24 protein-coding genes and 1 tRNA gene are annotated in these 26139 nt (G+C 60.2%); 10 read left to right on the top strand and 15 right to left on the bottom strand.

All coding sequences use genetic code 11. The annotated features are described in order from the left end of the window. Positions 1–25: 25 nt before the first annotated feature. The 8 genes from pheS to uvrA all read right to left on the bottom strand — a co-directional run bounded on the left by pheS (position 26) and on the right by uvrA (position 7977). Positions 26–1072 carry a phenylalanine--tRNA ligase subunit alpha gene (gene pheS / locus HMPREF2806_RS07015; RefSeq protein WP_046648529.1) on the bottom strand — a complete coding sequence of 349 codons (1047 nt, stop codon included), beginning with the start codon at positions 1070–1072 and terminating at the stop codon, positions 26–28. A 97-nt stretch (positions 1073–1169) separates the two neighbouring features. Continuing rightward, positions 1170–1970: a TrmH family RNA methyltransferase gene (locus tag HMPREF2806_RS07010; RefSeq protein ID WP_046648591.1), complete on the bottom strand. Its 801-nt coding sequence runs from the start codon at positions 1968–1970 to the stop codon at positions 1170–1172. 113 nt (positions 1971–2083) lie between these two features. Further along, positions 2084–2560: a TM2 domain-containing protein gene (locus tag HMPREF2806_RS07005; RefSeq protein WP_046648530.1), complete on the bottom strand. Its 477-nt coding sequence runs from the start codon at positions 2558–2560 to the stop codon at positions 2084–2086. A gap of 206 nt (positions 2561–2766) precedes the next feature. Then, positions 2767–3150, bottom strand: a complete 384-nt coding sequence (gene rplT / locus HMPREF2806_RS07000; RefSeq protein ID WP_005323264.1) for a 50S ribosomal protein L20 — start codon at positions 3148–3150, stop codon at positions 2767–2769. A 57-nt stretch (positions 3151–3207) separates the two neighbouring features. Then, on the bottom strand, positions 3208–3402 hold the full coding sequence (gene rpmI, locus HMPREF2806_RS06995; RefSeq protein WP_010190075.1) for a 50S ribosomal protein L35: 195 nt from the start codon (positions 3400–3402) through the stop codon (positions 3208–3210). Positions 3403–3438: 36 nt separating this feature from the next. Beyond that, the gene (gene infC / locus HMPREF2806_RS06990; RefSeq protein ID WP_080975058.1) at positions 3439–3960 is read right to left on the bottom strand and encodes a translation initiation factor IF-3; all 522 of its coding nucleotides are present in this window, start codon (positions 3958–3960) and stop codon (positions 3439–3441) included. A 253-nt stretch (positions 3961–4213) separates the two neighbouring features. Next, positions 4214–5140: a serine hydrolase gene (locus HMPREF2806_RS06985; protein ID WP_232745328.1), complete on the bottom strand. Its 927-nt coding sequence runs from the start codon at positions 5138–5140 to the stop codon at positions 4214–4216. Beyond that, complete coding sequence (gene uvrA, locus HMPREF2806_RS06980; RefSeq protein WP_070513285.1) at positions 5140–7977, bottom strand: excinuclease ABC subunit UvrA; 2838 nt, start codon at positions 7975–7977, stop codon at positions 5140–5142. The genes HMPREF2806_RS06985 and uvrA overlap by 1 nt, the downstream gene beginning before the upstream one ends. Positions 7978–8053: 76 nt before the next feature. On the opposite strand from uvrA, the gene HMPREF2806_RS06975 reads away from it, so the two are divergent. From HMPREF2806_RS06975 to HMPREF2806_RS06960, 4 genes are all read left to right on the top strand, one after another. After that, positions 8054–8656: an MBL fold metallo-hydrolase gene (locus HMPREF2806_RS06975; protein ID WP_070513284.1), complete on the top strand. Its 603-nt coding sequence runs from the start codon at positions 8054–8056 to the stop codon at positions 8654–8656. A 95-nt stretch (positions 8657–8751) separates the two neighbouring features. Then, positions 8752–9675, top strand: a complete 924-nt coding sequence (locus tag HMPREF2806_RS06970; protein WP_070513283.1) for a DoxX family protein — start codon at positions 8752–8754, stop codon at positions 9673–9675. A 176-nt stretch (positions 9676–9851) separates the two neighbouring features. After that, positions 9852–12092, top strand: coding sequence for a HelD family protein (locus tag HMPREF2806_RS06965; protein WP_070513281.1), 2241 nt, complete (start codon positions 9852–9854; stop codon positions 12090–12092). Positions 12093–12102: 10 nt separating this feature from the next. Next, positions 12103–13119, top strand: coding sequence for an App1 family protein (locus tag HMPREF2806_RS06960; protein WP_070513280.1), 1017 nt, complete (start codon positions 12103–12105; stop codon positions 13117–13119). 91 nt (positions 13120–13210) lie between these two features. Here the strand turns inward: HMPREF2806_RS06960 and HMPREF2806_RS06955 are convergent, their stop codons facing one another. The 4 genes from HMPREF2806_RS06955 to HMPREF2806_RS06940 all read right to left on the bottom strand — a co-directional run bounded on the left by HMPREF2806_RS06955 (position 13211) and on the right by HMPREF2806_RS06940 (position 16854). Further along, a complete protein-coding gene (locus tag HMPREF2806_RS06955; protein WP_046648537.1) occupies positions 13211–13651 on the bottom strand; it encodes a universal stress protein in 441 nt (146 codons plus the stop codon). A 139-nt stretch (positions 13652–13790) separates the two neighbouring features. Next, a complete protein-coding gene (locus HMPREF2806_RS06950; protein ID WP_010190093.1) occupies positions 13791–14237 on the bottom strand; it encodes a universal stress protein in 447 nt (148 codons plus the stop codon). Between the two features lie 113 nt (positions 14238–14350). Next, positions 14351–16444, bottom strand: coding sequence for an excinuclease ABC subunit UvrB (gene uvrB, locus HMPREF2806_RS06945; protein ID WP_046648538.1), 2094 nt, complete (start codon positions 16442–16444; stop codon positions 14351–14353). Between the two features lie 47 nt (positions 16445–16491). Beyond that, on the bottom strand, positions 16492–16854 hold the full coding sequence (locus HMPREF2806_RS06940; protein WP_046648539.1) for a DUF4259 domain-containing protein: 363 nt from the start codon (positions 16852–16854) through the stop codon (positions 16492–16494). Positions 16855–16958: 104 nt separating this feature from the next. Between HMPREF2806_RS06940 and HMPREF2806_RS06935 the strand changes: the two genes are divergently transcribed. Beyond that, complete coding sequence (locus HMPREF2806_RS06935) at positions 16959–18335, top strand: DUF4185 domain-containing protein (RefSeq protein WP_070516964.1); 1377 nt, start codon at positions 16959–16961, stop codon at positions 18333–18335. Positions 18336–18349: 14 nt separating this feature from the next. Here HMPREF2806_RS06935 and coaE read toward each other — a convergent pair whose 3' ends face one another. Together coaE and rpsA are read right to left on the bottom strand one after the other, a co-directional pair. Beyond that, on the bottom strand, positions 18350–18964 hold the full coding sequence (gene coaE / locus HMPREF2806_RS06930) for a dephospho-CoA kinase (protein WP_049154593.1): 615 nt from the start codon (positions 18962–18964) through the stop codon (positions 18350–18352). A gap of 73 nt (positions 18965–19037) precedes the next feature. Then, positions 19038–20498, bottom strand: coding sequence for a 30S ribosomal protein S1 (rpsA, locus tag HMPREF2806_RS06925; RefSeq protein ID WP_010190105.1), 1461 nt, complete (start codon positions 20496–20498; stop codon positions 19038–19040). Positions 20499–20739: 241 nt separating this feature from the next. Here rpsA and HMPREF2806_RS06920 point away from each other — a divergent pair, with 241 nt between their 5' ends. Together HMPREF2806_RS06920 and HMPREF2806_RS06915 are read left to right on the top strand one after the other, a co-directional pair. Next, positions 20740–21480, top strand: coding sequence for a class I SAM-dependent DNA methyltransferase (locus HMPREF2806_RS06920; RefSeq protein ID WP_070516962.1), 741 nt, complete (start codon positions 20740–20742; stop codon positions 21478–21480). A gap of 59 nt (positions 21481–21539) precedes the next feature. Continuing rightward, a complete protein-coding gene (locus HMPREF2806_RS06915) occupies positions 21540–22010 on the top strand; it encodes an RDD family protein (RefSeq protein WP_070516960.1) in 471 nt (156 codons plus the stop codon). A gap of 16 nt (positions 22011–22026) precedes the next feature. Here HMPREF2806_RS06915 and polA read toward each other — a convergent pair whose 3' ends face one another. Continuing rightward, a complete protein-coding gene (gene polA, locus HMPREF2806_RS06910; protein ID WP_070516958.1) occupies positions 22027–24678 on the bottom strand; it encodes a DNA polymerase I in 2652 nt (883 codons plus the stop codon). 91 nt (positions 24679–24769) lie between these two features. On the opposite strand from polA, the gene HMPREF2806_RS06905 reads away from it, so the two are divergent. The 3 genes from HMPREF2806_RS06905 to HMPREF2806_RS06895 all read left to right on the top strand — a co-directional run bounded on the left by HMPREF2806_RS06905 (position 24770) and on the right by HMPREF2806_RS06895 (position 26138). Beyond that, positions 24770–24843 (top strand) — tRNA-Leu (locus HMPREF2806_RS06905). Positions 24844–24910: 67 nt separating this feature from the next. Then, positions 24911–25186 carry a hypothetical protein gene (locus tag HMPREF2806_RS06900; RefSeq protein WP_046648545.1) on the top strand — a complete coding sequence of 92 codons (276 nt, stop codon included), beginning with the start codon at positions 24911–24913 and terminating at the stop codon, positions 25184–25186. Between the two features lie 136 nt (positions 25187–25322). Further along, the gene (locus tag HMPREF2806_RS06895) at positions 25323–26138 is read left to right on the top strand and encodes a DUF368 domain-containing protein (protein ID WP_070513265.1); all 816 of its coding nucleotides are present in this window, start codon (positions 25323–25325) and stop codon (positions 26136–26138) included. The last annotated feature ends 1 nt before the right edge of the window (position 26139 follow it).

The raw sequence follows: 26139 nt of genomic DNA, 5'->3' as shown, positions 1-26139 counted from the left end.
TTCTTTCTATCCTTTCTCTGGGTTCCTATGCCTGCACGCCAAATGGCAGGGTGAAGCGGACATCGCCTTCGACCATGTCGCGCATATCGGTCAGACCATTGCGGAACTGCAGGGTGCGCTCGAGGCCCATGCCGAAAGCGAAACCGGTGTATTCCTCGGGGTCAATGCCCACCGCACGCAGGACGTTGGGGTTGACCATGCCGCAGCCGCCCCACTCGATCCAGCCGGCGCCGCCCTTCTTGTTGGGGAACCAGACATCAACCTCGGCGGAGGGCTCGGTAAACGGGAAGTAGTTCACGCGCATGCGGGTGGTAGTCTCCGGGCCGAAGAGCACCTTGGCCAAGTGCTCCAAGGTGCCGCGCAGGTGGGCCATCGTCAGCCCCTTATCCACGGCAAGGCCTTCCACCTGGTGGAAGACAGGAGTGTGGGTGGCATCGAGCTCATCGGTACGGAAAACACGGCCCGGGCACGCAATGTAGAGCGGGACATCGCGGTCAAGCATCGTGCGCACCTGCACCGGGGATGTATGGGTACGCAGAACCTGCTTGGAGCCTTCCTTGCCCACGTGGAACGTGTCCTGCAAGGTGCGGGCTGGGTGGTCGGGCTTGAAGTTCAGAGCGTCGAAATTAAAGTACTCTGCTTCTACCTCAGGGCCCTCCGCGATTTCCCATCCCATGCCCACAAAGATGTCCGCGATGCGCTCCGACAGCGCTGTGATGGGGTGCAGGGCACCGGTCTGCGCGCGGGTGGTAGGGACGGTGACATCGACCTTCTCCGCCTTCAGCTGCGCGGCGCGGGCCTCCTGCTCCAGCACTTCACGAATCTGGGCAAAGCGCTTTTCCACCTTGCCGCGGGCCATGTTCACTGCGCGTCCAGCATCCTTGCGCTGGTCCTTCGGCAGCTGTCCGAGCGATTGGCGGGCCTGCGGGATATAGCCGCTATCACCAAGGTGCTCGCGACGGGCGGAGGTGAGCTCGTCGAGGCTGGTTGCAGCTTCGAAGGCGGCGATGGCCTTCTGCGCGGCGGCCTCGAGGGCCTCTTCGGTCAATTCGATCTGAGGTGTATCGGACACGTGCCTTGATTACCTTCTTCTCGCACAAAAACTAACGCGAGCTATCTTACCGTGCCGCCTGACTTCTGTGGCCACCAACCCTGGCACATCGGAGGCGCTAGCTGCTCTGCTGCTTCGCAGACTCATAGAGGCAAATGCTGGCGGCCGTAGCAAGGTTCAGAGATTCCGCGCGGCCAAGAATCGGGATACGCACACGCATGTCCGCCTCATCCTGTAAATCACCCAGGCCGTGCGCCTCGTTGCCAAAGAGCCACGCGGTGGGCTGGGACAGGTCCGCATCGGCGAGGTCCACCTCGCCGTCGGCTGCGGTGGCCAACACTTGCAGACCAGAGGAGCGCAGCTTGCCCAGTACATCCTTGATGTTGGGGTCTCGGGCTACGGGCACATGGAAAAGTGATCCGGCCGACGCGCGCGCTACCTTACAGCCCAAGGGATCCACGGTTTCCCCGGCAAAGATGACGCCATCGGCGCCCATGGCATCCGAGGTCCTGATCAGTGTTCCCGCGTTGCCCGGCTCCGCCGTCAAGACAGGAACCGACACCAGCTTCGGCTTGCCGGCCAAAATCTTCCCGGCGGTCCACAACACTGGGCGGCACACGGCAAAGAGCCCGGTGCTCGTGGCGGTGTCAGACAGGTGCTTTGCCGCCTTATCCGTAATGGGATGCACATACACGTCCATGTAGCCGCAGGCTTGAACAATGTGTGCAAAGCGCTCGGCGGCCTTCTCCGTCACGAAAACATCCGTAGCGGCACCGGTGGACACGGCCGCGTCCACGGCGTTTTCGCCCTCAATGATGAAACGCTCCGCCTTTCGGCGGCTGGCCGCCCGGTGCAATTTGGCGGCATTAACCACGCGCGGCGTGCGTTCAGTAAAGGCAGAGGAAAAATCCAGATTCATGCATTTGACGGTACCCACCGAACCAGACATTGAAAAGTCCCGCTCCCCCAGCAAGTTTGAGTGGGTAGCGGGACGGTTGGTCTCCACGTCATCTCCGCGGATACGGGTGGGCTTTATTTCTTTAGCGGAACTCCGTCGGCGTCCTTATCAAAGCCGGAGAAGCCACCGGCGATGAATACGAGCTCGACCCACTTCCAGATCACCAAGGCACCGATGAGGATAAAGCCAATGAGGATAAAAGAGGTAACGAATCCTACGATTGCAAGGCCCAACTGCCACATGCCGCGCTGCGTGCGACCAATATAGAAGTTATGAACCCCCAATTCGCCCAAGAAGAAGCACAGGAGCAGTGCTACCAACCATGACTTCTGCTCGCCTCCCGGGGGTGGCTGCTGGCCATAGTTTGACTGGTATGCATCCTGCTGTGCGGGCAGATTCTGGGACTGCTGCGAACCGCCATACGGAGCCGAGCTGTAACCGTACTGATCACTGGATGATCCGAAGGGGTTCGACTGCTGCGACTGTCCGCCATAAGAGCCACCGCCATAAGCATCGCCATTGGGCTGATACGCGCTATTCGGGTTGGTCATAACTATCTCTCCTTCGCACCATGTGCCCCTAGGGCAGGCCCAGAAGCCAACGGCTACCTTGATTTACACAACAACGAGCAATGTAACACAAACCACAAAGAGGAGCAGTACGCCCGCCGACCTAGCGGGTGCTACTCCCCACGACAAGAAACCCACCGGTCCTCCATAAGAGGGCGGTGGGTTCGTGACGTTTCTACGCTCGACGCTTACGCAGCCTTCGGTGCGTTAACGTCCTCCGGCAGTGCGGCCTTGGCGGCCTCGCACAGTGCGGAGAAAGCCTCGAAGTCGTTGACGGCAAGTTCCGCGAGAATCTTGCGGTCGACCTCGATCTCAGCCAGGCGCAGGCCGTGGATGAGGCGGTTGTAGGTGATGTCGTTCATACGAGCGGCAGCATTGATGCGCTGGATCCACAGCTTGCGGAATTCAGACTTACGGGCGCGACGGTCGCGGTAAGCGTAAGTCATGGAGTGCAGCCACTGCTCCTTGGCCTTACGGTAGAGGCGGGAGCGCTGGCCGCGGTAGCCCTTAGCGGACTTCAGGATCGCGCGACGCTTCTTCTTGGCGTTAACTGAGCGCTTTACTCGTGCCACAGTAATACTTCCTTATCTTGATTGTGAGTGTGTGGGGATGGAGTGTTTCGGCGCTGACTATGCGCGGCCGAGAAGGCGCTTGACGCGCTTGGTGTCTGCCTTGGCGACGTCCTCGGTGCCCTTCAGACGACGGGTGCGCTTGGAAGGCTTGCCTTCCAGGAGGTGGCGGCGGTTAGCCTGCTCGCGACGCAGCTTGCCGGAGCCGGTCACCTTGATGCGCTTGGCGGTGCCCTTGTGAGTCTTCTGCTTCATGAGAATTAAATCCTTAAATCCTAAGTGGAGCGTGGTCTACTTCTTGCCTTTGCGGACGGGCCCAAGGACCATGGTCATATTGCGACCATCCTGCTTGGGGCGCGACTCCACGACGCCGACCTCTGCGACATCGTCAGCCAAACGCTCCAGCAGGCGGAAACCCAGCTCCGGACGCGATTGCTCGCGGCCACGGAACATGATGGTCACCTTGACCTTGGAGCCCTTCTCCAGGAAGCGCACCACGTTGCCCTTTTTGGTCTCGTAATCGTGATCATCAATCTTCGGACGGAGCTTCTGCTCCTTCACCACGGTTTGCTGCTGGTTCTTACGGGACTCGCGGGCCTTCTGAGCCTGTTCGTACTTAAACTTGCCGTAATCCATGATCTTGGCTACGGGCGGCTTAGCGTTCGGGGCAACCTCGACCAGGTCAAGATCGGCTTCGTACGCAAGCTTGCGAGCATCGTCTGTACGGACAATGCCCACCTGTTCACCACCGGGGCCAACAAGACGGACCTCGGGTACTCGGATGCGCTCATTAATGCGAGCTTCAGCGCTGATTGTGGTTCTCCTCGATTGTGGGGGCTAGTAGTGTGCCTACCGTGACCACAAACGAATAAATCCCGGTGCCAAAGGCATCCGGGAGTTTCTTTTCAAGCACGCGCCAACGTATGGCGCCTACTCTTAACCTTTATCCTGCGGCGGAACTAGTGTCCGGCGCGGCTTCGGGTGGGAGAAACTCCGCTTGCGGCCCAAGTACCTCCTGGAGGAGGCGCTACGGGCGGTAGTGCGCACTACTTTAACACCTGATTTTTCAGGAACCAAATCGGCGTGCCGATGTCGTTCCTGCAGTCTGCGTTGCCGTGGGCGGTGCGCAGGCCTCCACCGGTTTAAGCGCGCCAGCCTCCAAGGCCTCAGTTACGACTCGGTCCACTCCAGCAGCAAGAACGTTGAGCGCAGGAATTGCTTCTTCGGCATACTCACCCGGCATGGTGACTTCAATGGCCAATCCCACCGTGGACTCTTTACTCGAGCCCGATGGGGTGGTTTCCCGCACACCAATTTGGCGGTGGGTATAACCGTCGTCGTACTCGGATAGTCCCCACCCGCCCTTGGCGCGGGTGTTCGGGAGCTTGTCCAATCCGTTGTCTTGCCACTCCACAATGTCATCCATTGCGTCATAGACCTGTTCTGCTTCCGGAATACACGGTAAGTGTGCGCCAAACTCTGCCTGGTCTTCCAGCAGCCACGTGGAGTAGCCAAAAGGTTCCTCGAACTCGCCGGTCGAACCATACTCTTCCAAGAGCGCCGTTACTGCGCTCCCAGCATCGCCCTCAGTCCATCGCACGTGGGACCACAACGCGTAGGCAGCATCATTGTCGGATTCCTTAATCGCAAGGTCGACGAGCTCCGGGCTAGCGCCGTCGCGCAGCGCGGCAATCGCGATAGGAACCTTCACCGTCGACCACGCAGGCTCTTCACCGCGTAATCCGGCGTTGACAGTCCCTTCCCTATCCGCCACCGCCACGCCGGCGCGGACATTGAACTCCTTCTCAACTTCAGAGACGACATCGCGTAATTCGGCGCGCACGTCATAGCTGGCGGGTGCTTCCACGCCTGGTGATTCTTCGGGAGCCGGCGGCGATGTGTCTTCCGCTGGGCCGGAACACCCCGTCATGGTGGCTGTCGCAGCAATGCTGATGGCTAGTGCTGCCGTGCGGGTACTTCTGTGGCCCAACATCACACCAGCTCCTTGAGGAACCCTCCCGTATAGGAGCCTTCCACCTGCGCCACGTCTTCTGGCGTGCCTTGGGCCACGACGGTGCCGCCGCCCGAGCCGCCTTCCGGGCCCATGTCCACGATCCAATCGGCGGCCTTAATGACGTCGAGGTTGTGCTCGATGATGATCACCGAGTTGCCCTTATCAACCAGGCCTTGAATGACGAGCATGAGCTTTCGGATGTCCTCGAAATGCAGTCCGGTCGTCGGCTCATCCAAGATGTAGACCGTGCGCCCATTCGTGCGCTTTTGGAGTTCGGAGGCCAGCTTCACGCGCTGCGCCTCACCACCGGAAAGCGTCGTGGCGGCCTGACCCAAGCGGACATATCCCAGGCCCACCTCCACCAAGGTGTTGAGGTAGCGGTGGATCGACGTGATGGGTTCGAAGAACTCGGCTGCCTCCGAGATCGGCATGTCGAGAACCTCGGCAATGTTCTTTCCCTTATAGAGGACCTCCAGGGTCTCGCGGTTATAACGGGCACCGTCGCAGACCTCGCACGGCACGTAAACATCGGGCAGGAAGTTCATCTCGATCTTGATGGTGCCGTCACCCTGGCACGCCTCACAGCGTCCGCCCTTGACGTTGAAGGAGAACCGGCCCGGCTTGTAGCCGCGAACCTTGGCCTCCTGGGTTTCAGCGAAGAGGTTGCGGATTTTGTCGAAGACCCCTGTGTAGGTTGCCGGATTCGAGCGCGGGGTGCGCCCGATGGGGCTCTGATCGACCTGCACCAGCTTGTCCAGGTGTTCCACGCCCTCCACGCGCTTGGCGCGACCGGGTACTTGACGGGCTCGGTTGAGTTTGTTGGCCAAGGTCTTGGCCAGGATTTGGTTGACCACGGTGGACTTACCGGAGCCGGACACACCAGTGACGCAGACGAGGACGCCCAGCGGAATCTCCACGTCAATGCCCTTGAGATTATTCTCGCGCGCGCCGACCACCTTGAGCATGCGCTCAGGGTCAATCTCACGGCGCGTATCCGGGACCGCAAGCTTCTTCTTTCCTGACAGATACTGCCCCGTCAGGGACTCCTCCACAGATTCGATGCCGGCGGGCTCGCCCTGATAGACCACCGTTCCTCCGAATTCGCCGGCGCGCGGTCCAACGTCGACAAGCCAGTCCGCCTCCCGGATGGTGTCCTCATCATGTTCCACCACAATCAAGGTGTTTCCGATATCGCGCAGGCGCTTCAACGTGGCGATGAGGCGCTGGTTATCGCGCTGGTGCAGACCAATGGAGGGCTCATCCAGCACGTAGAGGACTCCCGCCAGGCCGGAGCCAATCTGGGTGGCGAGGCGAATACGCTGTGCTTCGCCGCCAGACAACGTGGAGGCGCCGCGGTCAAGGGTGAGGTAGTTCAGGCCGACGTCGAGAAGGAAGCGCAGGCGGGCCTGGATCTCCTTGAGCACAGCACCAGCAATGATCTCCTCGCGGTGGCCCAACACGAGAGAGTCGAGGAACTCCGCCGCCTCCTCGATGGACAGTGCCGTCAAGCCAGCGATGGACTGCTCGCCATGCGCGGTAGAGGCCAAACGCACCGCCAAGATTTCCGGCTTCAGGCGGGTACCGCCACAAGCGTTACACGGCACACGGCGGGTGTACTGAAGAAGACGGTCCTTCTGCGACTCGGAATCCGCCTGATCGAGCTTGCGCTCCAAAAAGCCGATAGCTCCCTCGAACGGCGCGGACCAGTTACGCTGGCGGCCATAGCGGTTCTTGTAGCGCACACTGACTTCCACATCTGTGCCATAGATCAAGGCGTGGCGCTGCTCCTCGGTGAGCTCGGAAACCGGGGTGCGCGGATCAAAGTCCAGGGCTTTCGCCAGGCCTTCGACCAGCTTGACAAAGTACCGCGCATTGGGGCTCGACGTCCATGGTTGGATGGCCTCAACGGCCGGGGCATCCGGGTCCGGGATCAACAGATCCACATCCACCTCAAGGCGCGTGCCCAAGCCATCACACACCGGGCAGGAACCGAAAGGCGCGTTGAACGAGAACGCGCGGGGCTCGTATTCCTCAATGGTCAGCGTGTGGCCGTTAGGGCAGGCAGCCTTTTCCGAGTAGGTGTGCGTGAGCTCTTCGCGGTCTACGAAATCCAGGGTGACTAGGCCGTCTGCCAAGCGTAGCGCCGTCTCGACAGAATCCGTCAGCCGCTGCTTTTGGGAAGCTTTCACCTGCAGGCGGTCCACGACGACATCGATGTCGTGCTTGATCTGCTTCTTCAGCTTCGGCGGGTCACTGAGCTGGTAAAGCTCCCCATCTACCCGAACACGGGAGTAACCCTGGGCCGCGAGGTCAGCAAAGAGGTCAACGAACTCGCCCTTACGTCGGCGAACGACCGGTGCGAGGACCTGGAATTTCAGCTTCTCCTCGTGGCTTAAGACTTCATCAACAATCTGCTGCGGGGTTTGGCGCTCAATGACGGCGTCACACTCAGGACAGTGCGGCGTGCCCGCGCGGGAGAAGAGCAAGCGCAGGTAGTCATAGATTTCGGTGATGGTTCCCACCGTCGAGCGGGGGTTGTGGTTCGTGGACTTTTGGTCAATGGACACCGCTGGGGATAGACCGTCGATGAACTCGACGTCCGGCTTATCCATTTGGCCAAGGAACATGCGCGCATAGGAGCTCAAAGACTCCACGTAGCGCCGCTGGCCCTCGGCGAAGATGGTGTCAAAGGCGAGTGAGGACTTGCCTGAGCCCGATAGGCCGGTAAACACCACCAGGTTATCGCGCGGAATATCGATATCCACGCCCTTGAGGTTGTGCTCACGCGCACCACGTACGACCAAACGATCAGCCACTAGTTGCTGCCTTCCTACACAAATGAATGTGCGTTCAGAGAGTTCTCAATCAGAATGTACCCGTATGGTTGGACTTATGAACAACGCCCTCAAGCGTCAGAAAATTTCCGTGTCCGAGATGGACAACAATTGCTATCTGCTGTGCGCGGGTGACGAGGCGCTGCTTATCGACGCCTCCGCTGACGCCCCTGCACTGCTCTCCTTGGCCGCCGACCACGGAGTAAAGATCACCGCGGTGCTGACCACACACCGCCACTGGGATCACGTACGTGCACTCAAGGAAGTCTTGAATGAAACCGGTGCCGTTCACTATTCCTCTTTCCTGGACGCCCCTGCTTTGCCCGCGCCCGTCGACGTGGAGCTGGAGCACGGCGATACGCTGTCTTTCGCTGGCCACGACTTCCCGGTCATCATCCTGCGCGGGCACACCCCGGGCGGTGCAGCCATTGCAGCAGACATCGACGGGGTGACCAACCTTTTCGTCGGCGATTCCCTCTTCCCCGGTGGTGTGGGCAAGACCACCTCAGAGGGTGATTTCGTACGCCTCTACAAGGATGTCACACAGCGGCTCTTTGATGTCTATCCGGACGAAGCCATTGTCCGCCCCGGGCACGGTGCCCCCACCACGCTCGGCGCAGAACGCCCACACATGGACGAATGGTGGGAGCGCCGCTGGTAGCTACGTGTTAACTGCTGCCCTCACGGCAGCAGTTATTTAACGCGCGTACTATGGTGTGACGAACGTCTTTACAGATCTATCGAATGGAGCACGTCATGATTCGTAAATTTGCCCGTCCTATGCTGGCCTCCGTGTTTGTCTGGGATGGTGTGGATACGCTCCGCAACACCTCGGAGCACGTCGCGGACACCGAGTCCGTGCTTAAGCGCCTGCGCAAGGTGCTGCCCCGCGAATATGCAGGCTACATCCCCAATGACCCAGAGCTCGTTACCCGCGCGCTCGGCGGCGCGAAGACCGCTGCGGGCACGAGCCTCGCGCTGGGCAAGGCTCCGCGCACCTCGGCTGCAGTGCTCGCGCTGACGCACGTCCCTAACCTGGTCGGCAATGCTTTCTGGACCGCGGATTCCCAAAAGGACAAGGAAGCTCAGCGCAACAGCTTCATCACCAACACTGCCCTACTTGGTGCCCTGGCCATTGTTACGCAGGACACCGAAGGAAAGCCCTCCGTACGCTGGCGCGCCGCCAAGGCGTCGGAGCGTGCCAACAAGAAGATCCAGCAGGCACTGCCAGGTAAGTCCGAGCAGCAGAAGTTTGCGGAGGACTTCTCCAGCCGCGCAAACGAGATTTCTTCCGACGTCACGGCCAAGGCCAATGACTGGTTCGAGACTGCCAAGGACTACGTAGAGGATAACCGCGATGACTGGGAGTCCACCGGCCGGGACTTCATCGACTCCGCTCGCTCCTTCGTCGAGGATACCGCTGAGACTGCACGCGAGTTCTTTGAGGACAACAAGGATGACTGGCTCGACGCTGCCCGTGACAACACCGAGACCGCCCGCAAGAGCCTCGTCAAGGCAGCCGGCAAGGCACAGGACCGCGCTGACGAGGCCCTAGCCAAGGCAGACTCGCTCGACGGAAAGCGCGCCCAGAAGAAGGCTCGCAAGCGCGCCGAGAAGCTGCAGAAGGAAGCGACTAAGAAGCTGGATAAGGCTTTCAAGAAGTTCGGTGACCGCTTCTAAGCTCTCCGTCTTACGCTGCGGATAACTCCGCAACGCACCGCGATAATCACCGCGGTGGAGAGAACAACGGCTCAGCTAGTATGCTGGGCCGTTGTTCTTTTTCCTGTCCACTCTTCCCCATCTCCCTTACTTCCCGTCTGTCCACGAGAAGCCTTCATACGCACCCAAGGAGCCTTGTGTCTGAATCTTCACCCGCGACTCATACCGGGAAACCCGGCGCCCACGCGAACGAGCAGAGCGCGGAAATAGCTAGCGAGCAAGCATATGTCGATGGCCTCTTCGAGCGTCTGGACAACGAGGTTCAAGCGGCCAACGAGCGCTTGAACGAAGTGCAAGCTGCCGTCGATCCACATACCCCGGACGCCGATGCACTCGTTCGGCGAGAGACCGAGTACCACGGCCTGCAGGCTAAATTGGATCGCCTCAACGTCGCCCAACTCGGCTTAGTTTTTGGGCGCATCGACATCGATGCACCCGGTGATAACCCCACCCCGGAAGGCCTGGACCGGCGCTACATCGGCCGCATGGGACTCGACGCCAGGGAGGAGAACTACCGGACACTCCTTCTGGATTGGCGTGCGCCGATGGCGCGCCCCTTCTACCTCGCCACTACAGCGCACCCTGAAGGCGTCCATGTCCGTCGGCATATCCGGACCACTGGGCGCACGGTTATTGGAATCAGCGACGAGGTCTTGGAGGGAGAATCCTCTGCTGACAGCAGCGATGTCGCAAGCGAGTCCGCCCTCCACCACGTGATGCAGCGCGCCCGCACCGGGCACATGCCCTCCATCGTGGAGACCATTCAGCGCGAACAGGACGAAATCATCCGTGACAGCACGCGGGGCGTCATGGTGGTCGAAGGTGGCCCGGGAACCGGCAAGACCGCTGTTGCACTGCACCGCGTGGCCTACTTGCTCTACACCTACCGCGAACAATTAGCCGCTACGGGCGTGCTCATCGTCGGACCCAATTCCACCTTCCTGGAATACATTTCCCGAGTACTCCCGGAACTTGGTGAAACCGGCGTCGTGCTTTCCACCATCTCTTCCCTCTTCCCCGGCATCGAGGCTACTCACTCGGAGTCCTTGCTCGCCCGCGAGATCAAGGGCTCCGCTGCCATGGTGGAAATCCTCGGCAACGCGGTCAAGGATTATCAGCGCCTACCGGAGCAGCCGCGCACGGTGGAGATCGATCGGCTCGAGCTCACCGTCACCCCAGCTATGGTCAAAGCGGCGCGTACCCGCGCGCGGCGCTCACGCAAGCCGCACAACGACGCTCAAGCGGCATTTGCGGAACACCTCATCGAGTCTCTGGCCCAGCAGATGGCCGAACGCATCGGTTCTGACCCGCTGGGAGGTGCCAACCTGCTCTCCCGCGCGGACGTGGATCAGCTCCACGATGACCTCGCCGAAGAACCACAGGTCACAGAACTCATCGACGAGTTCTGGCCCCATCTCACGCCTACCGAGGTACTCGCCAATCTCCTGAGTAGCGCCGAACGAATCGATACGGCAGCCTACGCTTATGATGACGAAACCCGCGGTGCCCTCTACCGCGAAGACGGTACGTCATGGGCGGCCTCCGACGCCGCGCTTCTCGACGAGCTCGCGGTCCTCATCGGCATGCCCGACCCCGAAGCAGAGCGCGCCGCCGAGGAGAAAGAATGGCGCGAACAGGTCGCGGAGGCAGAAGACGCCCTCGATATTCTGAGCTCCTCTGATTCCACTGACAACGATGATGACATGTTCGAAGCCGAGATCCTCTCTGCGCACGATGTCATCGACGCCGAGCACCTCGCTCGCCGTCACGAGGTTCGGGATTCTCGCACCACCGCCCAGCGGGCCCGGGAAGACTACACGTGGGCCTACGGGCACGTCATCGTTGACGAAGCCCAAGAACTTACCCCCATGGAATGGCGCATGATTTTCCGGCGTAGCCCCTCGCGATGGATGACGCTCGTGGGCGATACGTCCCAGACTGGAGCGCCCGCCGGTGTGGATGACTGGGGCGAGACGCTCGAGCCTTTTGTTGGAGAGCGCTTCCGACTGCACGGGTTGACGGTCAACTACCGCACCCCACGCCCGGTTACGGAATTAGCCAATCGGCTGTTGGAAGAAATCAACCCTGAGGCCACGCCGAGCATCGCGGTGCGCGATGGTGTTGACGTTGTCTGGCACGACGACGCCACCGATGCGGAGCCGAGGACATTTGAGGATGAGGACGGGCGCCTGCGCGCCGTGATCACGGCTGCCAACGTCGAGGAGATCAAAGGCCTCGAGTTTGATCACGTCACGGTGGTCAACCCCGATGACATCGTGGCAGCCTCCCCACAGGGTTTGCACAACCTCTATGTTGCGCTCACGCGTGCGACGCAGTCCTTGACCATCACCGGCCGTTATGCGGAGGTTTTCGGATAGTCTGGTGCCCATGGCTCTTTCCGATATCGCCCGCAAAGTCGAATTCACTGTAAATTCCCTCTCGCTCAAGCGCTCGGCGCGCAAAGGGTGGCAACCCAGCATCACTGGCTATGCCGGTTACGGCAATGAAGAATTCGTCCGTGTTCTGGGCCGTGTCCTCATGCATGACCCGACGGCTGAAGAAACGGATACCTGGGCGCAGCGTGGCTACCGCCAGTTCTTCACCATTCAGGTCACAGACCACGAGGTCGAAGTCACGGTTGGTGGGAAGACGGTATCGGGAACCACGAACGACAACGGCTACATCGATATCCTCGTCTACAACCACGGCCTAGAGCCCGGCTGGCACGAGGTCACCATCCGTGCCAAAGGCGCGGACGCGGTGACCTCGGAAGTGCTCATCGTGGACAAGGACACCACGTTCGGCGTGGTCAGCGACATAGATGACACCATCATGGTGACGTGGCTCCCGCGCGCAATGATTGCAGCATGGAACTCGTGGGTTAAACGCACCAATACCCGCACCCCCGTCGAAGGTATGGCACGGTTCTACCGGGAAATCGCCCAACATCACCCCGATATCCCCTTCATTTACCTCTCCACCGGCGCCTGGAACACCTACGACACCTTGGTTAACTTCATGGCGGAGAAGGGCTTCCCGCGTGGTCCCCTGCTGCTGACAGACTGGGGTCCTACCCCCACCGGCCTCTTCCGCAATGGTCAGGAGCACAAGCGCGTGCAGCTCCGCAACCTCTTCATTGCTTTCCCGAAGCTCCGCTGGCTGCTCATCGGCGACGACGGTCAGCACGATCCTCTTACCTATGCAGACGCGGCGGCGGAGCACCCCAACCACGTAGCGGCCGTGGCGATCCGCAACCTCAGCCCACAGGAGCAGCTGCTCGCACACGGTTCGCTCGCGCCTTTGGTGAAGGTCAACGAGCAGACCTCCTTCGATATCCCACTCATTCAGGGGACGGATGGCAACGTTCTTGCCCGCGCTTACCGCGAGCTGCGATTGAGCGACTAAAGCTCGTTAGAAACAAAACGGCGCGCAGGCCCAGAGACTTCCTCAATGCTAAGGACTTCTCCGGAGCATGCGCGCCGTGACGACTAGCGTCCTAGCTCACAGTGTGAACAATCATAACGTCACAGTCAGACTGACGTGCGACATCCGCCGGAACCGAACCGAGGAGGCGGCCGGTCAGGGAGTTAATTCCGCGGTTACCGACGACGAGCAGGTCTGCCTTGTTGTCGTTGACGATGGACATCAGGGCCTGAACCGGGGTTCCCGGGCGCACAGCGGTCTCCACCTTCGTCACGCCGAATTTCTCTGCGTGTTCCTTGCCGGAAGCGAGGTTGGCCTGGGCCTTCTCATCACCGAGAATCGTCACGGAATCCTGGCGCAGCGTCTTGGAAGCCTGCTCCTGATTCTCGTAGTAGGCGCAACCGATGATGAGGGTGGCATCGAAGGCTGCGGCGATCTTGGCGGCACGCTCCACTGCGAGCAAGGAGGACTTGGAACCGTCGGTACCGACCACGATCTTGTTGTAATCGCTCATGATGACCTTTCTTCGCTGGCCCCAACCGTGGGGCCACCGCTTGACAAAATTTTAAAGCTTTTGCGCACCAGCTAGTCTAACAACGCTGGCGCGTTCACGTCGATCAGCGCGCACGAGGATACGCGCGCGGTGCACTGCCCTAGTCAGTGGTGTTGACCACCACGACGTCGGCGTGGGCCTTGCGCGTGAGCTCCGTCGCTACCGAGCCAAACACGCGACCGCGCACCGAGTGAATTCCTTTGTTGCCCACGACGAACATATCAACGTCGTAGTCCTTGCCCACCTCGAGGAGCGAATTCACAGGGTCACCGGACTTAGCAATGATTTCAATGCGCTTCGCACCCTCACCGTGCGCGATCTCCGCGGCATTGCTGAGGAAGCTTTCCGACATCTCCTCGCTCACCACCGGTACTCGTGCGTCCTCCGAGTTCGGGGCGCCGAGCATCGAACCAGAGTGGTTGTAGAAAGCGGACACGATAATCAGCGTCGCGTCATAGGCGCGCGCCATGGATGCGGCAGAACGGACAGCGCGCATGGAAGTCTGAGAGCCATCGGTTCCGACGGCGATGACGTTGTAGCTCAGCATGATTCTCCTTATAAGTAGCGATTAATCCTTAACAGTATGACACGGTCTTCTACGCAGAGACGGGTTTTACCCGCACATTGAGTGGGTAAAACTCTGAGTACTGGCGCGCTTCATTAGATCCCGGCTTCCTTAAGACCGCGTTGCTCCTTTTTCAGATCAGCGATCTCATCGCGCAAACGCCCCGCCAACTCGAACTTGAGCTCTCGGGCGGCCTCTCGCATTTGGGTCGTCAGGTCGTCGATAAGCGCCTGCACCTCGTCGGCTGCCATGGAGGACACATCCGGCTTGTCGACGATTGCCGTGGGATCCGCGTCTTGCCCCTGCTCATCGGCGTTCTCATAGACCTGGTCCAAGATATCGGCGATCTTTTTGCGCAGCGGCTGCGGGTCAATGCCGTGCTCCTTGTTATACGCAATCTGCTTCTCACGGCGGCGTTCAGTCTCCTCGATGGCTTCCTGCATCGAGTCCGTGATTTTATCCGCGTACATGATGACCTCCCCGGAGACGTTTCGTGCGGCGCGGCCGATCGTCTGAATAAGCGAGGTGGTGGAGCGCAGGAAACCTTCCTTATCGGCATCCAAGATGGCGACGAGCGACACCTCGGGAAGATCAAGACCCTCACGCAGCAGGTTGATGCCCACGAGGACATCGAACTCACCCAAGCGCAGCTGGCGCAACAGCTCCACGCGCTGGAGCGTGTCAATATCCGAGTGGAGGTAGCGCACCTTGATGCCGTGTTCCAGCAAGTAATCTGTGAGGTCCTCCGCCATACGTTTGGTCAAGGTCGTGACTAGGACGCGCTCCTGCTTCGCGGTACGGGCGCGAACCTCATCGATGAGATCATCAATCTGGCCCTTGGTGGGCTTGACCGTCACCTTGGGGTCTACGAGGCCGGTGGGGCGAATGACCTGTTCCACGAACTCGCCGCCGGAAGCCGTCATTTCGAAATCGCCCGGTGTGGCCGACATGTAGACGGTTTGGCCCACGCGCTCCTCAAACTCATCGAAGGTCAACGGCCGGTTGTCTACGGCAGAAGGAAGGCGGAAGCCAAACTCCACGAGGTTGCGCTTGCGCGCCATATCGCCCTCAAACATGCCGCCGATCTGCGGAACGGTCACGTGGGACTCATCGATGATGGTGAGGAAGTCCTCTGGGAAATAATCCAAGAGCGTCGCCGGCGCGGAACCGGCGGGGCGGCCATCAACGTGGCGCGAATAGTTCTCAATGCCGGAGCAAAAGCCCACCTGCTCAATCATCTCGAGGTCGTATTCGGTACGCATACGCAGGCGCTGCGCTTCGAGCAACTTGCCGCGGTTCTCCAGCTCGGCGAGGCGCTCCGCGAGCTCCTCCTTGATGTCCTCAATGGCACGGGCCATACGCTCTGGGCCTGCTACATAATGCGTTGCGGGGAAGATTCTTACCTCATCGACCCGCTCCAGTACGTCGCCCGTCAAGGGGTGGATGTAATAGAGCTCGTCCACGTCATCGCCGAAGAACTCGATGCGCACCGCGCGCTCTTCGTAGGCGGGGATAATATCCACGGTATCGCCCTTGACGCGGAAGGTTCCGCGTGTAAAGCCCACGTCATTGCGCTCATACTGAATATCGACTAGCAAGCGCAGGAAGCGATCGCGGTCAATCTCCTCCCCCTCCTCGAGCACGACGGAGCGGTCAAGGTAGGACTGCGGCGTGCCTAGGCCATAGATGCAGGACACTGAGGAGACGACGACGACATCACGGCGAGAGAGCAGGGCCGACGTTGCCGAGTGGCGCAGGCGTTCCACATCCTCGTTGATAGAAGAATCCTTCTCAATGTAGGTGTCCGTCTGCGCGATATAGGCCTCCGGTTGATAGTAGTCGTAATAGGAGACGAAATACTCCACCGCGTTGTGTGGAAGGAGTTGGCGCAGCTCATTTGCCAGCTGTGCTGCTAGTGTCTTATTCGGCGCCATCACCAGTGTCGGGCGTTGCTGCTGTTCAATGAGCCACGCAGCAGTCGCTGACTTACCGGTGCCCGTGGCACCCATGAGGACCACGTCGCGCTCTCCGCGGTTGAGGCGTTCGTTGAGTTCCGCGATAGCCGCAGGTTGGTCACCGGCGGGCTGGTACTCGGACTCAACACGAAACTCGGCCGAGCGGCGCTCAACTTCGCCGACTGGGCGGTGTTCAGAGACCGGCAGGATAGGGTGTTCAGCAGCAAAAGCCATGCCGACCAGTCTAACGCGGCGCGGACGAAACCGGCTAGGACAGCGGCTTAGGGCAGCGCCGCACGCGTGGTGCGCAGCCACAGCTCGAGCTCACCGGTGGTCTCCCAGAGCGCATAGATTGCGGATTTGTCCGGCTCCATCGCCGTGTTGATCCGCTTGCGCAACCACGCCCGAGTCTGCGGTGTGCGCAGCGCCTTGACAGCGTCAGCGCTGATCCCCGGAGGCAGCTTGTCGGCCGGCGCCGTGGCCAGCGCTCCCAAGGCGATGACAATCTCGGCGTCGTCGATATCAATGGGCGAATCCACGCAGCTCTTTTTGAATGCATCAAGGTCGAAGGAACCATCACGAATATCCGCGAGCACTTCGCACGCGGCATGATTATCAAAAGGCCCAACGTCCCAGGTTCCCATGAAGGGGGAGAATAAACCGCTTACATGAACGGGATGAGAGCAGCAGGTAAATTTTACCCGCCATATCCTTTAAAAGTTCCTGCCTTCCTTTAGAATCGGCTGGCATGAAGTTCCGTTCCCTTGCCAGCACCCTGACGATTGCCGGGCTGCTCCCTCTCGCCGTACTAACCCAGACACCATCGGCCCTCGCCGCGCCGTGTACGCCCTACTCGAAGTCTGGTAGCTTTACCTCCACTCCGAAGGCTTCCGGTCCAGCCGGTGGATCCTCTCTCGGTGGGCTCGATGCGCTCTTCGGCAGCTCCTCCCGTTCGGGAAAGCGGGGAGAGTCTGCGAATGGGCAGCGCAGCAACTATAACCAGCGCCAAATTACTGGCGGGCCCACCCAGATCATGCAGCTGATCACCGGTTCCGGTTCGCCCAACCGCACGGATCAAAAGTTTGGCATCTCCGGGACCGATCTGGGCATCGCCTACTCTGATGACACAGGTCATTCCTACTACGTCTTCGGTGACTCCATGGACTGCGTCGGCGAGGGCGATGGTTGGCGCTCCAACCTCTTGCTGCGCACGACGGACCACGACTATGGCGACGGCCTGCGTCTCGAGGAGGCACTGACTACTGGCGGCTGGTCCACCAATGGCCGGGCAAAGGAATTCATTCCTTCGCAGAAGGTTGGGGACGCCGATACCAACGGTGAGCGCACCACGATTCCCACGGCGGGGATCGTCGTTGACGGCGTGCATTACGTGGACTACATGTCCGTGCGCTCCTGGCACGACCCGAACACTGGCTGGTCCACCAACTATGCGGCGACGGTGAAGTCCACTGATGGCGGAGTCACCTGGCGCGCGGTTCCGGAGGCCACACGCACCAACGCCAGCCACGGTGCGAACGCGCCAATCCCTGGTGGCGCCAACTATCGCGCCGGTTTTGAGAAACTGCAGCAATCGGCCTTTGTCGAGCACGGGGATTATGTCTACCGCTTCACCACGGGCAACGGCCGCCGCGGCCCCGCTTACCTGTCGCGCGCGCTGAAATCGGAATTCCCCAACGAACGTGCCTTCAGCTACTACTCTGATGGCTCCTGGGTAAAGGACCCCGCACAAGCTAGCGAAGTGCTTGACGGTAAGGTCTCAGAGCTCTCCGTCGCCTACAACCAGTACTTGGGCAAGTTCGTCACCATGTACGGGGTGGAAGGTGAAGGCATCGTCATGCGCACTGCGGATAGTCCGGAGGGACCGTGGTCGCCACGCCGCATGCTAGTCAGCGCCGAGACGACAAAGGTCGTCAGCGGCCAACCTCTGAACGACACCTACGCGCCCTTCGTGCTGCCGAACCAGGATGATCAGCACCTGTATTACACGCTAACGTCGTGGCGCGACTACAACACCATGCTCATGCGCACGGACCTCGATTTTGTGGGTGAAGACATGGAAAACAATGACCACATCGCCGTCTCAGACGTCGTAGCAACGCGATAGTTAGAAAGAGATTCTTAGCTATCGGGTGAGCCTAGGAGTGCACGCAGCTTCTCGACGACCCCCGCGACCTGCCCATCGAGCGCTTCGCGGGGGCCGTTGTTATCAATGACGAAGTCGGCGGCGGCACGGCGCACATCGTCGGGGAGCTGCGCGGCTATGCGGCGGCGTGCATCGGTTTCCTCCAGGCCGCGGTACTCGACTAGTCGGCGTACTCGCTCCTCTGCGTCGACGTCGACGACGATGGTGGCGTCCATGTCTCCGTGGAGCCCTTTATCGACGAGGAGCGGCATGTCATAAACCACGAACTCGGCACCGCCTTGGCGCGCTGCCTCGAAGCGTGCCTGGGTTTCTTCCTGGATACGCGGGTGGGTAATGGAGTTGAGAACAGCGGTTTTCTCGGCGCTGGCAAAAGCGCGGGAGGCCAAGAGACCGCGATCAAGGCTCCCATCGGGGAGCAGAATGTCCTGCCCAAAGGCCTCCGCCAGCTCAGTGAGTGCCGGCTGGCCTGGCTCAACGATGTCACGGGCGATGCGGTCTGCATCGACCAGTACCCAGCCTTCCTGCACGAGGAGCTGCGCTACGGTGGATTTTCCGCTGCCGATTCCGCCGGTAAGTCCAATCAGTTTCATACCGGCTTAGGATACGCGAAAGGCCGCCTCTCCCCCAGCGGGAAAAGACGGCCTTTCCTAAGAAGCAATGTCCTTAGTTGCCAGCGAGCTTGTCGCGAAGAGCAGCGAGCTGCTCGTCGGATGCGAGGGAGCCGCCAACCTCTGCCTGAGAATCGGATGCCGGAGCTGCATCCTGAGACTCGGAAGAGTAGTTGGAGTTGGCAGCGGACTCGGCGGCCTCAGCGGCTGCAGCACGGTTGCGCTCGATCTGAGCGGTGTGCAGGTTGAAGCGACGCTCGGACTCGGCGTAGCGAGCCTCCCAAGCCTGGCGCTGCTCGTCGTAGCCCTCGAGCCACTCGTTGGTCTCCGGGTCGAAGCCCTCCGGGAACACGTAGTTGCCCTGCTCGTCGTAGGAGTCAGCCATGCCGTACTTGGACGGATCGAACTCGTCGGTGTAGTCCTCGTCTGCCTGCTTAACGGACAGGGAGATGCGGCGACGCTCGAGGTCGATGTCGATGACCTTGACCATGACTTCCTGGCCAACGTTGACAACCTGGTCCGGAACCTCCACGTGGCGCTGAGCCAGCTCGGAGATGTGGACGAGGCCCTCGATGCCCTCCTCGACGCGAACGAAGGCGCCGAACGGAACGAGCTTGGTGACCTTGCCCGGGACGATCTGGCCCACAGCGTGAGTGCGGGCGAAGACGCGCCACGGATCCTCCTGGGTTGCCTTCAGGGACAGGGACACGCGCTCGCGGTCCAGGTCGACGTCGAGGACCTCGACGGTGACCTCGTCGCCCACGGTGACAACCTCGGACGGGTGGTCGATGTGCTTCCAGGACAGCTCGGAAACGTGAACCAGGCCGTCGACACCGCCGAGATCGACGAAGGCGCCGAAGTTGACGATGGAGGAGACAACGCCCTTGCGGACCTGGCCCTTCTGCAGCTGGTGCAGGAACTCGGAGCGGACCTCGGACTGGGTCTGCTCGAGGTATGCGCGGCGGGACAGGACAACGTTGTTGCGCTGCTTGTCCAGCTCGATGATCTTGGCCTCGAGCTCCTGGCCGATGTACGGCTCCAGGTCGCGAACGCGGCGCATCTCAACGAGGGAAGCCGGGAGGAAGCCACGGAGGCCGATGTCCAGGATGAGACCACCCTTGACAACCTCGATGACGGTACCGGTAACCGGCTCCTCCTTGGCGTGCAGCTCTTCGACGGCGCCCCAAGCGCGCTCGTACTGTGCGCGCTTCTTGGACAGGATCAGACGGCCTTCCTTGTCCTCCTTGGTGAGAACAAGAGCGTCGATCTCGTCGCCGACCTCGACAACCTCATCCGGGTTGACGTCGTGCTTGATGGAGAGCTCGCGGGACGGGATGACGCCTTCGGTCTTGTAACCGATGTCGAGCAGGACCTCGTCGTGGTCAACCTTGACCACGGTGCCCTCGACGATGTCACCATCGTTGAAGTACTTGATGGTGGCGTCGACAGCTGCGAGGAAGTCCTCTGCGGTTCCGATGTCGTTGATCGCAACCTGAGGGGTGTTAGAAGTTGGCATGTAGTTATGCTCCGAATAAACGTAGGAGATCGTAATTGGACAGTTACGCGTCTCTTGAAAAGCGTCATTAAGCAGCGTAAATACGCAAGGCTTAAGATGGATTCCAATCCCGACTCGCAGCCGTGCCAAGCTCTCCTACAGTAGCCCAGCGCGTCCCGAGTCATAGACACGCCCGTACAACCCTACATCCTCGCAGCTAAAACGGCAAATACGACATGGAAAAAGAATTGGGAAAGGAAGAATGTCTTCAGCATCGTTTTCTGCATCCGCAGCCAATCGTAATTTCTGGGATGATGACGCCGACTCCTACCACGCAGATCATCCCGAGTATCTATCCTCTTTCTACTGGTGTCCGGAAATGCTGCATGAGGCTGAAGCGCAGCTGCTTGGCGACGTCTCCTCCGCTACCGTCCTCGAGCTCGGCTGCGGCTCCGCGCCGTGCACGCAGTGGTTGCAAGGACGCGCGCGCTTTGCGACGGGCTTCGATCTCTCGCCTGGAATGCTCTCCCATGCCGAGACTGGCCTACCGCTCGTTCAAGCAGATGCCCTGGCGCTTCCCTATCGCGATAAAGTCTTTGACATCGCTTTTTCTGCCTTCGGGGCCCTTCCCTTCGTAGCCGACCTTGACCAGGCACTGTACGAAGTTCACCGCGTTCTGCGCCCTCGTGGCCGCTTCGTCTTTTCTGTGCCACACCCCATGCGTTGGGTCTTCCCCGATGATCCACAGGACCTCACTGCACAGCTGTCCTATTTCGAGCGCGCCTACCTCGAGCAGGATGCCAACGGCGAGCTCACCTATGCTGAGTTTCACCGCACGATGGGCGATTGGGTGCGAGCGCTCCAGGTGCGTGGTTCATTTGAAATTTACAACCTCATCGAGCCCGAGTGGCCAGAGGGCCTCGACATCACTTGGGGCCAGTGGTCTCCTGAAAGGGGAGCCATTTTCCCCGGTACCGCCATCTTCGTCTGCGAAGCGCGCTAGGCCGGCACCGCCCACCCTGTTGCGGAGTTTGCCGGCCGCAGCGAACTAAGCTGGCAGTCATGCTTCAAGAACGCCTCGGGATCTTTCTGCGCCGCACGGTGGCGTGGTGGATCGACGCCTTCCTTGCCGCCGCCGTGATCGTGGTGCTCAAGTGGCTCATCAACCTCAGCACCGATGCCGCACTCACAGGCAGGGCGGGCGCCATATATGACATCGTCGCCCTCGCCCTCGTCTTCTACGTCTACCGTGTGTGGGCGGAGGCGACAAAGCAGACCTCCCTGGGTAAGTGGTCGCTAAAGCTGGAGGTCATTGCTGAGCATCCCGGCATCGCCAGCGCTGCAATTCGCAACAGCTGGCTACTCCTCACCCTTGTTGCACTGACAGGACTCCCCTATGTTGAGGCAACCATTTTGGCCATCCTCGGATTGAGCGTCCTACTGCTGGGACAAACTCCCTTCGATCTCCTCGCCGGGTGCTTGGTGGAGCGCCGCACGCCCACCGAGGACGAGCGCGCGGTGGGCTTGACTTAAATCCCTAAAGCGCTCCCTAGTGCGCTGCGGCATCCCAGTTCTTGCCCACGCCCACGGAGACTTCGAGGGGCACGGTCAACTCGATAGCCTTGTCCATCTCGTGTTCGAGGATGCGCTGGACTTCCTCGGTTTCACCTGTCGCCACCTCCACGACGAGTTCGTCGTGAACTTGGAGGAGCACGCGCGAAGCCATGCCTTCCAAAGCCTTGTCCACGCGGATCATGGCGACCTTGATGATGTCTGCCGCTGTGCCCTGGATGGGCGCATTGAGGGCCGCACGCTCGGCGTTTTCGCGCGCCACACGGTTATCGGAGTTGAGCTCCGGTAGATAGCGGCGGCGCCCGAAGACCGTGGAGGTGTAGCCATCCTTGCGGGCCTGCACGACAACCTCATCGAGATAGCGCTTCACGCCACCGAAGCGTTCGAAATAGCTCTCCATGATCTCCTTGGCTTCACGTGCCGGGATACCTAGCTGCTGCGACAGACCATAAGCGGAAAGACCATACACAAGGCCATAGGACATGGCTTTGACGCGGCGGCGCAGCTCCGGCGTGACCTCATCCACCGGAACGTCAAAGACCTTGGAGCCGACGTAGTTGTGCAGATCCTCGCCCTCACGGTAGGCCTCGATAAGGCCCGGATCAGCAGACAGGTGCGCCATAACGCGCATCTCGATCTGCGAGTAGTCCGCCGTAATCAGGGTTTCATAGCCTTCCCCCACCACAAAGGCCGAGCGAATCTGGCGCCCCGCCTCCGTGCGCACCGGAATGTTTTGCAGGTTCGGCTCCGTGGAGGACAACCGGCCCGTTGAGGTCACAGTCTGGTTGAACGTGGTGTGGATGCGGCCATCCGGCTGGATGGTCTTGATGAGCCCCTCCAGCGTCGTTTTCATCTTCTGATACTCGCGGTGCGCCAGCAGGTGGTCCAAGAAGGGGTGCGGGTGGGTAGCAGCGAGCTGCTCGATTTCCTTGGCCGCGGTGGAATAGCCGGTCTTGGTCTTCTTCGTCTTTGGCATATCGAAGGTCTCAAAAAGCACTGCCTGCAGCTGCTTCGGGGAGTTCAGATTGAGGGAATCGTCACCAGCGAGCTCGCGGGCAGCGCGCTCTTGCTCGTTAACCTGCTCGATGAAGGCATCGCGCTGCGTCTCCAGGACGTCTCGGTCCACCGCGATGCCGGCGGCTTCCATACGCGCCAGGATGCTCACCAGAGGCAGCTCGAGGTCGGTATACAGCTCGAAGGAATCAATCTCCTGGAGTTGACTCGTCAATTCTGCCGCCAGCTCCATGATGGCGCCGGCCTGTTCCACAAGCTGATTGTCATCCAAGAGGGAGAGCTGCTCCGTGGCAGCCCCGAGGGACTTCTGCAGATGGCGCTGGTACACATCCGTCAAGGCGTAGGTGCGCTGGCCCGGCCGCAAGAGATAGGCGGCGAGAGCGGTGTCGTGGGCAATTCCTTGCAGCTCGATTCCCCGGCCGGACAACATATGCCATGCCGCCTTTGCCTCGTGGAGGTACTTCGGCGCATCCGATTCCAACCAGGCAGCCAGTGCGGCGTCATCGGCCGCGTCCAGGTCCGCCAATTCAATCTGGAGTCCCTCGAAGGAGGAATCGACGAGTGCTAGTGCGGCGGCATCACCCGCGCCCGGTGTTCCGTCGCCTTGCACGAAGACCGCTACGTGTTCTTTGTCTTCGAGCCACTCAGCCAGCGGAGTGTCTACCACGGTCACCGATACGTCTGGTGCCTCCTCAGCCGCCGCGGCTTCAGCTGCTGCGTCATGCGGTACGGCGTTGAGAACCCGCTCGCGCAGATTCGTGCCGAATTCCAATTCATCAAAGCGAGCTGCCACCTCGCTAGCCACGGCACCCTTAAAGCCGAGGTCCGCCGGGCCGACCTCGAGGTCCATATCCGTCACCATTTGCGTGAGCTGTCGGTTGAGCTTGACCTGTTCGATGCGGTCGCGGAAGTTCTGCCCCGCCACGCCCTTTATCTCTTCGGCATGCTCGATGAGGCCATCCAAAGAGCCGTACTGCGTGATCCACTTCGTGGCGGTCTTCTCCCCCACCTTCGGGACAGACGGCAGGTTATCGGAGGGGTCCCCGCGCAGGGCTGCGAAATCTGGGTACTGCTCGGGGCTGAGGCCATACTTCTCTTCTACTGCCTCCGGGGTAAAGCGATGCAGCTTGGATACCCCTCGCATGGGATAGAGGACGGTCGTGGAGTCGTCGACAAGCTGCAAATAGTCGCGGTCACCGGTGACCAGGAAGGTCTCATAATCCGCGCCGGCCTGAGTGGACAACGTGGCCACGATGTCGTCAGCTTCGAAGTTATCGCGCGACAACGTGGTGATACCGAGGGTGTCCAAGACCTCTCGGATGAGCTCGACCTGGCCGCGGAACTCTTCTGGGGCCGCCTCCCGCTGCGCCTTGTATTCAGGGAACATCTCCGTACGGAAGGTCTTACGGCCCACATCGAACGCTACAGCGACGAAGTCCGGCTTTTCCTCAGTCAGAATGTTCGCCAACATGGAAAGAAAGCCATACACCGCATTGGTGTGCTGTCCGCCCGAGGTGGAGAAGCTCTCTGCGGGCAGTGCATAAAATGCGCGAAAGGCCATGGAGTGGCCATCAATGAGCAAGAGTCGAGGCTGAGAAGTAGTCACCCGGCCCATCCTAACGTGTTGCGCTCAATGACACCGTCGAGGGCCACAGGCAGGCAATTAGGTTCGAATTGGTCCGCTGCGCTAGTATCGTTGCTTGTGCGCCCCTGTAGCCCAATTGGCAGAGGCAACGGATTCAAAACCCGTGTAGTGTGAGTTCGAGTCTCACCAGGGGCACAATTCCACCCCACGACAGAGCCTGTTGTGGGGTGTTAGCGTTTTCAATGGAAAGGAACCCGTCGCCATGCGTCGCACTATCATCGCTGTGAGCACCGCCATTGCCCTCACCGTAGGCGGCACCGCCGCTGCTACTGCTGCCGAGTCCAGCGCGGACAAGCAGATATCCACCAAGGTTGAAGGCTCTTCTTACTATCAAGAACTGCGCAAGTCCACGGCTTCCTCCAACGATCCTCAGCTGAATAATTTCTACGCAGTGCTTCTCGACGGCCTCGTCGGCCTCACTGTCTTCGCCATCCTGGGTTCGATCTACGGTGAAGTATCCAAGCGCCTGCCGATGTAAAAGGCGTATAACCTTCTACTGACTGAATAGTTTGCATAAGCCTGCGTTGTGGTGAGAGAATAAAAAGTCATCTGCTCACCCGCTCTTCCCGGCACGGCAATCCCACCGGGTAGACAGTCAAGGTTACTTTCGGTTTATGCATTATCTTTTCAACGCCATTCGCGGCGCCCTTATTGGCATGGCCGAGTTAGTCCCCGGAATCTCCGGCGGCACCGTTGCGCTCATCGTCGGCATCTATGAGCGCGCTTTGCATAACGCCAATGATCTCATCTCCGGCCGTTTCAAGAAGGTCGAATGGGGCTTCCTCGTCTCCGTAGCCGTCGGCATGTTCGCCGCCGTTTTCGGCTTCTCCACGATCCTCCATAACTTTGTGGAGGGCCAAGTTTCGCTATCCAGCGCGCTCTTCCTCGGCATGGTCGCCGTGTCTATCATCGTGCCGCTGAGCATGATGTCGCGCGTTTCACCCGCGTCCATCGCCGCGCTTGTTATCGCCGCCGTCGCAATCTTCTTCGTCACCGGCTTCACCTCCACCCCAGTGGAAGACCCCAACCTGCTCGTGGTTTTCCTAGCGGCCATGGTGGCTGTGTGCGCGCTCGTTCTTCCCGGTGTGTCAGGCTCCCTCATTTTGCTGACCATGGGCCTCTACGCGCCGATTATCGGTGCGGTCTCAGACCGCAACATGGTCGTCGTGGGTGTCTTCGCACTCGGCGCGGTGTGTGGCCTCGCAGCTTTCGTCAAGGTATTGAACTACCTGCTGGATAATCACCGCGATGTCACCCTTGCAGCCATGGCTGGTTTCATGCTCGGCTCCCTGCGTGCGTTGTGGCCGTGGGGCGCTGACCAAGACGCCTCCACACCACTGATCCTGCTTATGTTCGCGATTGGTGGCATTATCGTGGCCATTTTCATCGTTGTGGACCGGCGCAAAGCCGCTAGCTACCAAGAGAGTTAAA

It is taken from the genome of Corynebacterium sp. HMSC076G08 (assembly GCF_001811515.1).
In the GTDB taxonomy this organism is placed as follows: Bacteria; Actinomycetota; Actinomycetes; order Mycobacteriales; family Mycobacteriaceae; genus Corynebacterium; species Corynebacterium hiratae.
The sequence above is the reverse complement of the archived record's forward strand: the minus strand, read 5'-3'. Positions and strand labels throughout refer to the sequence as shown.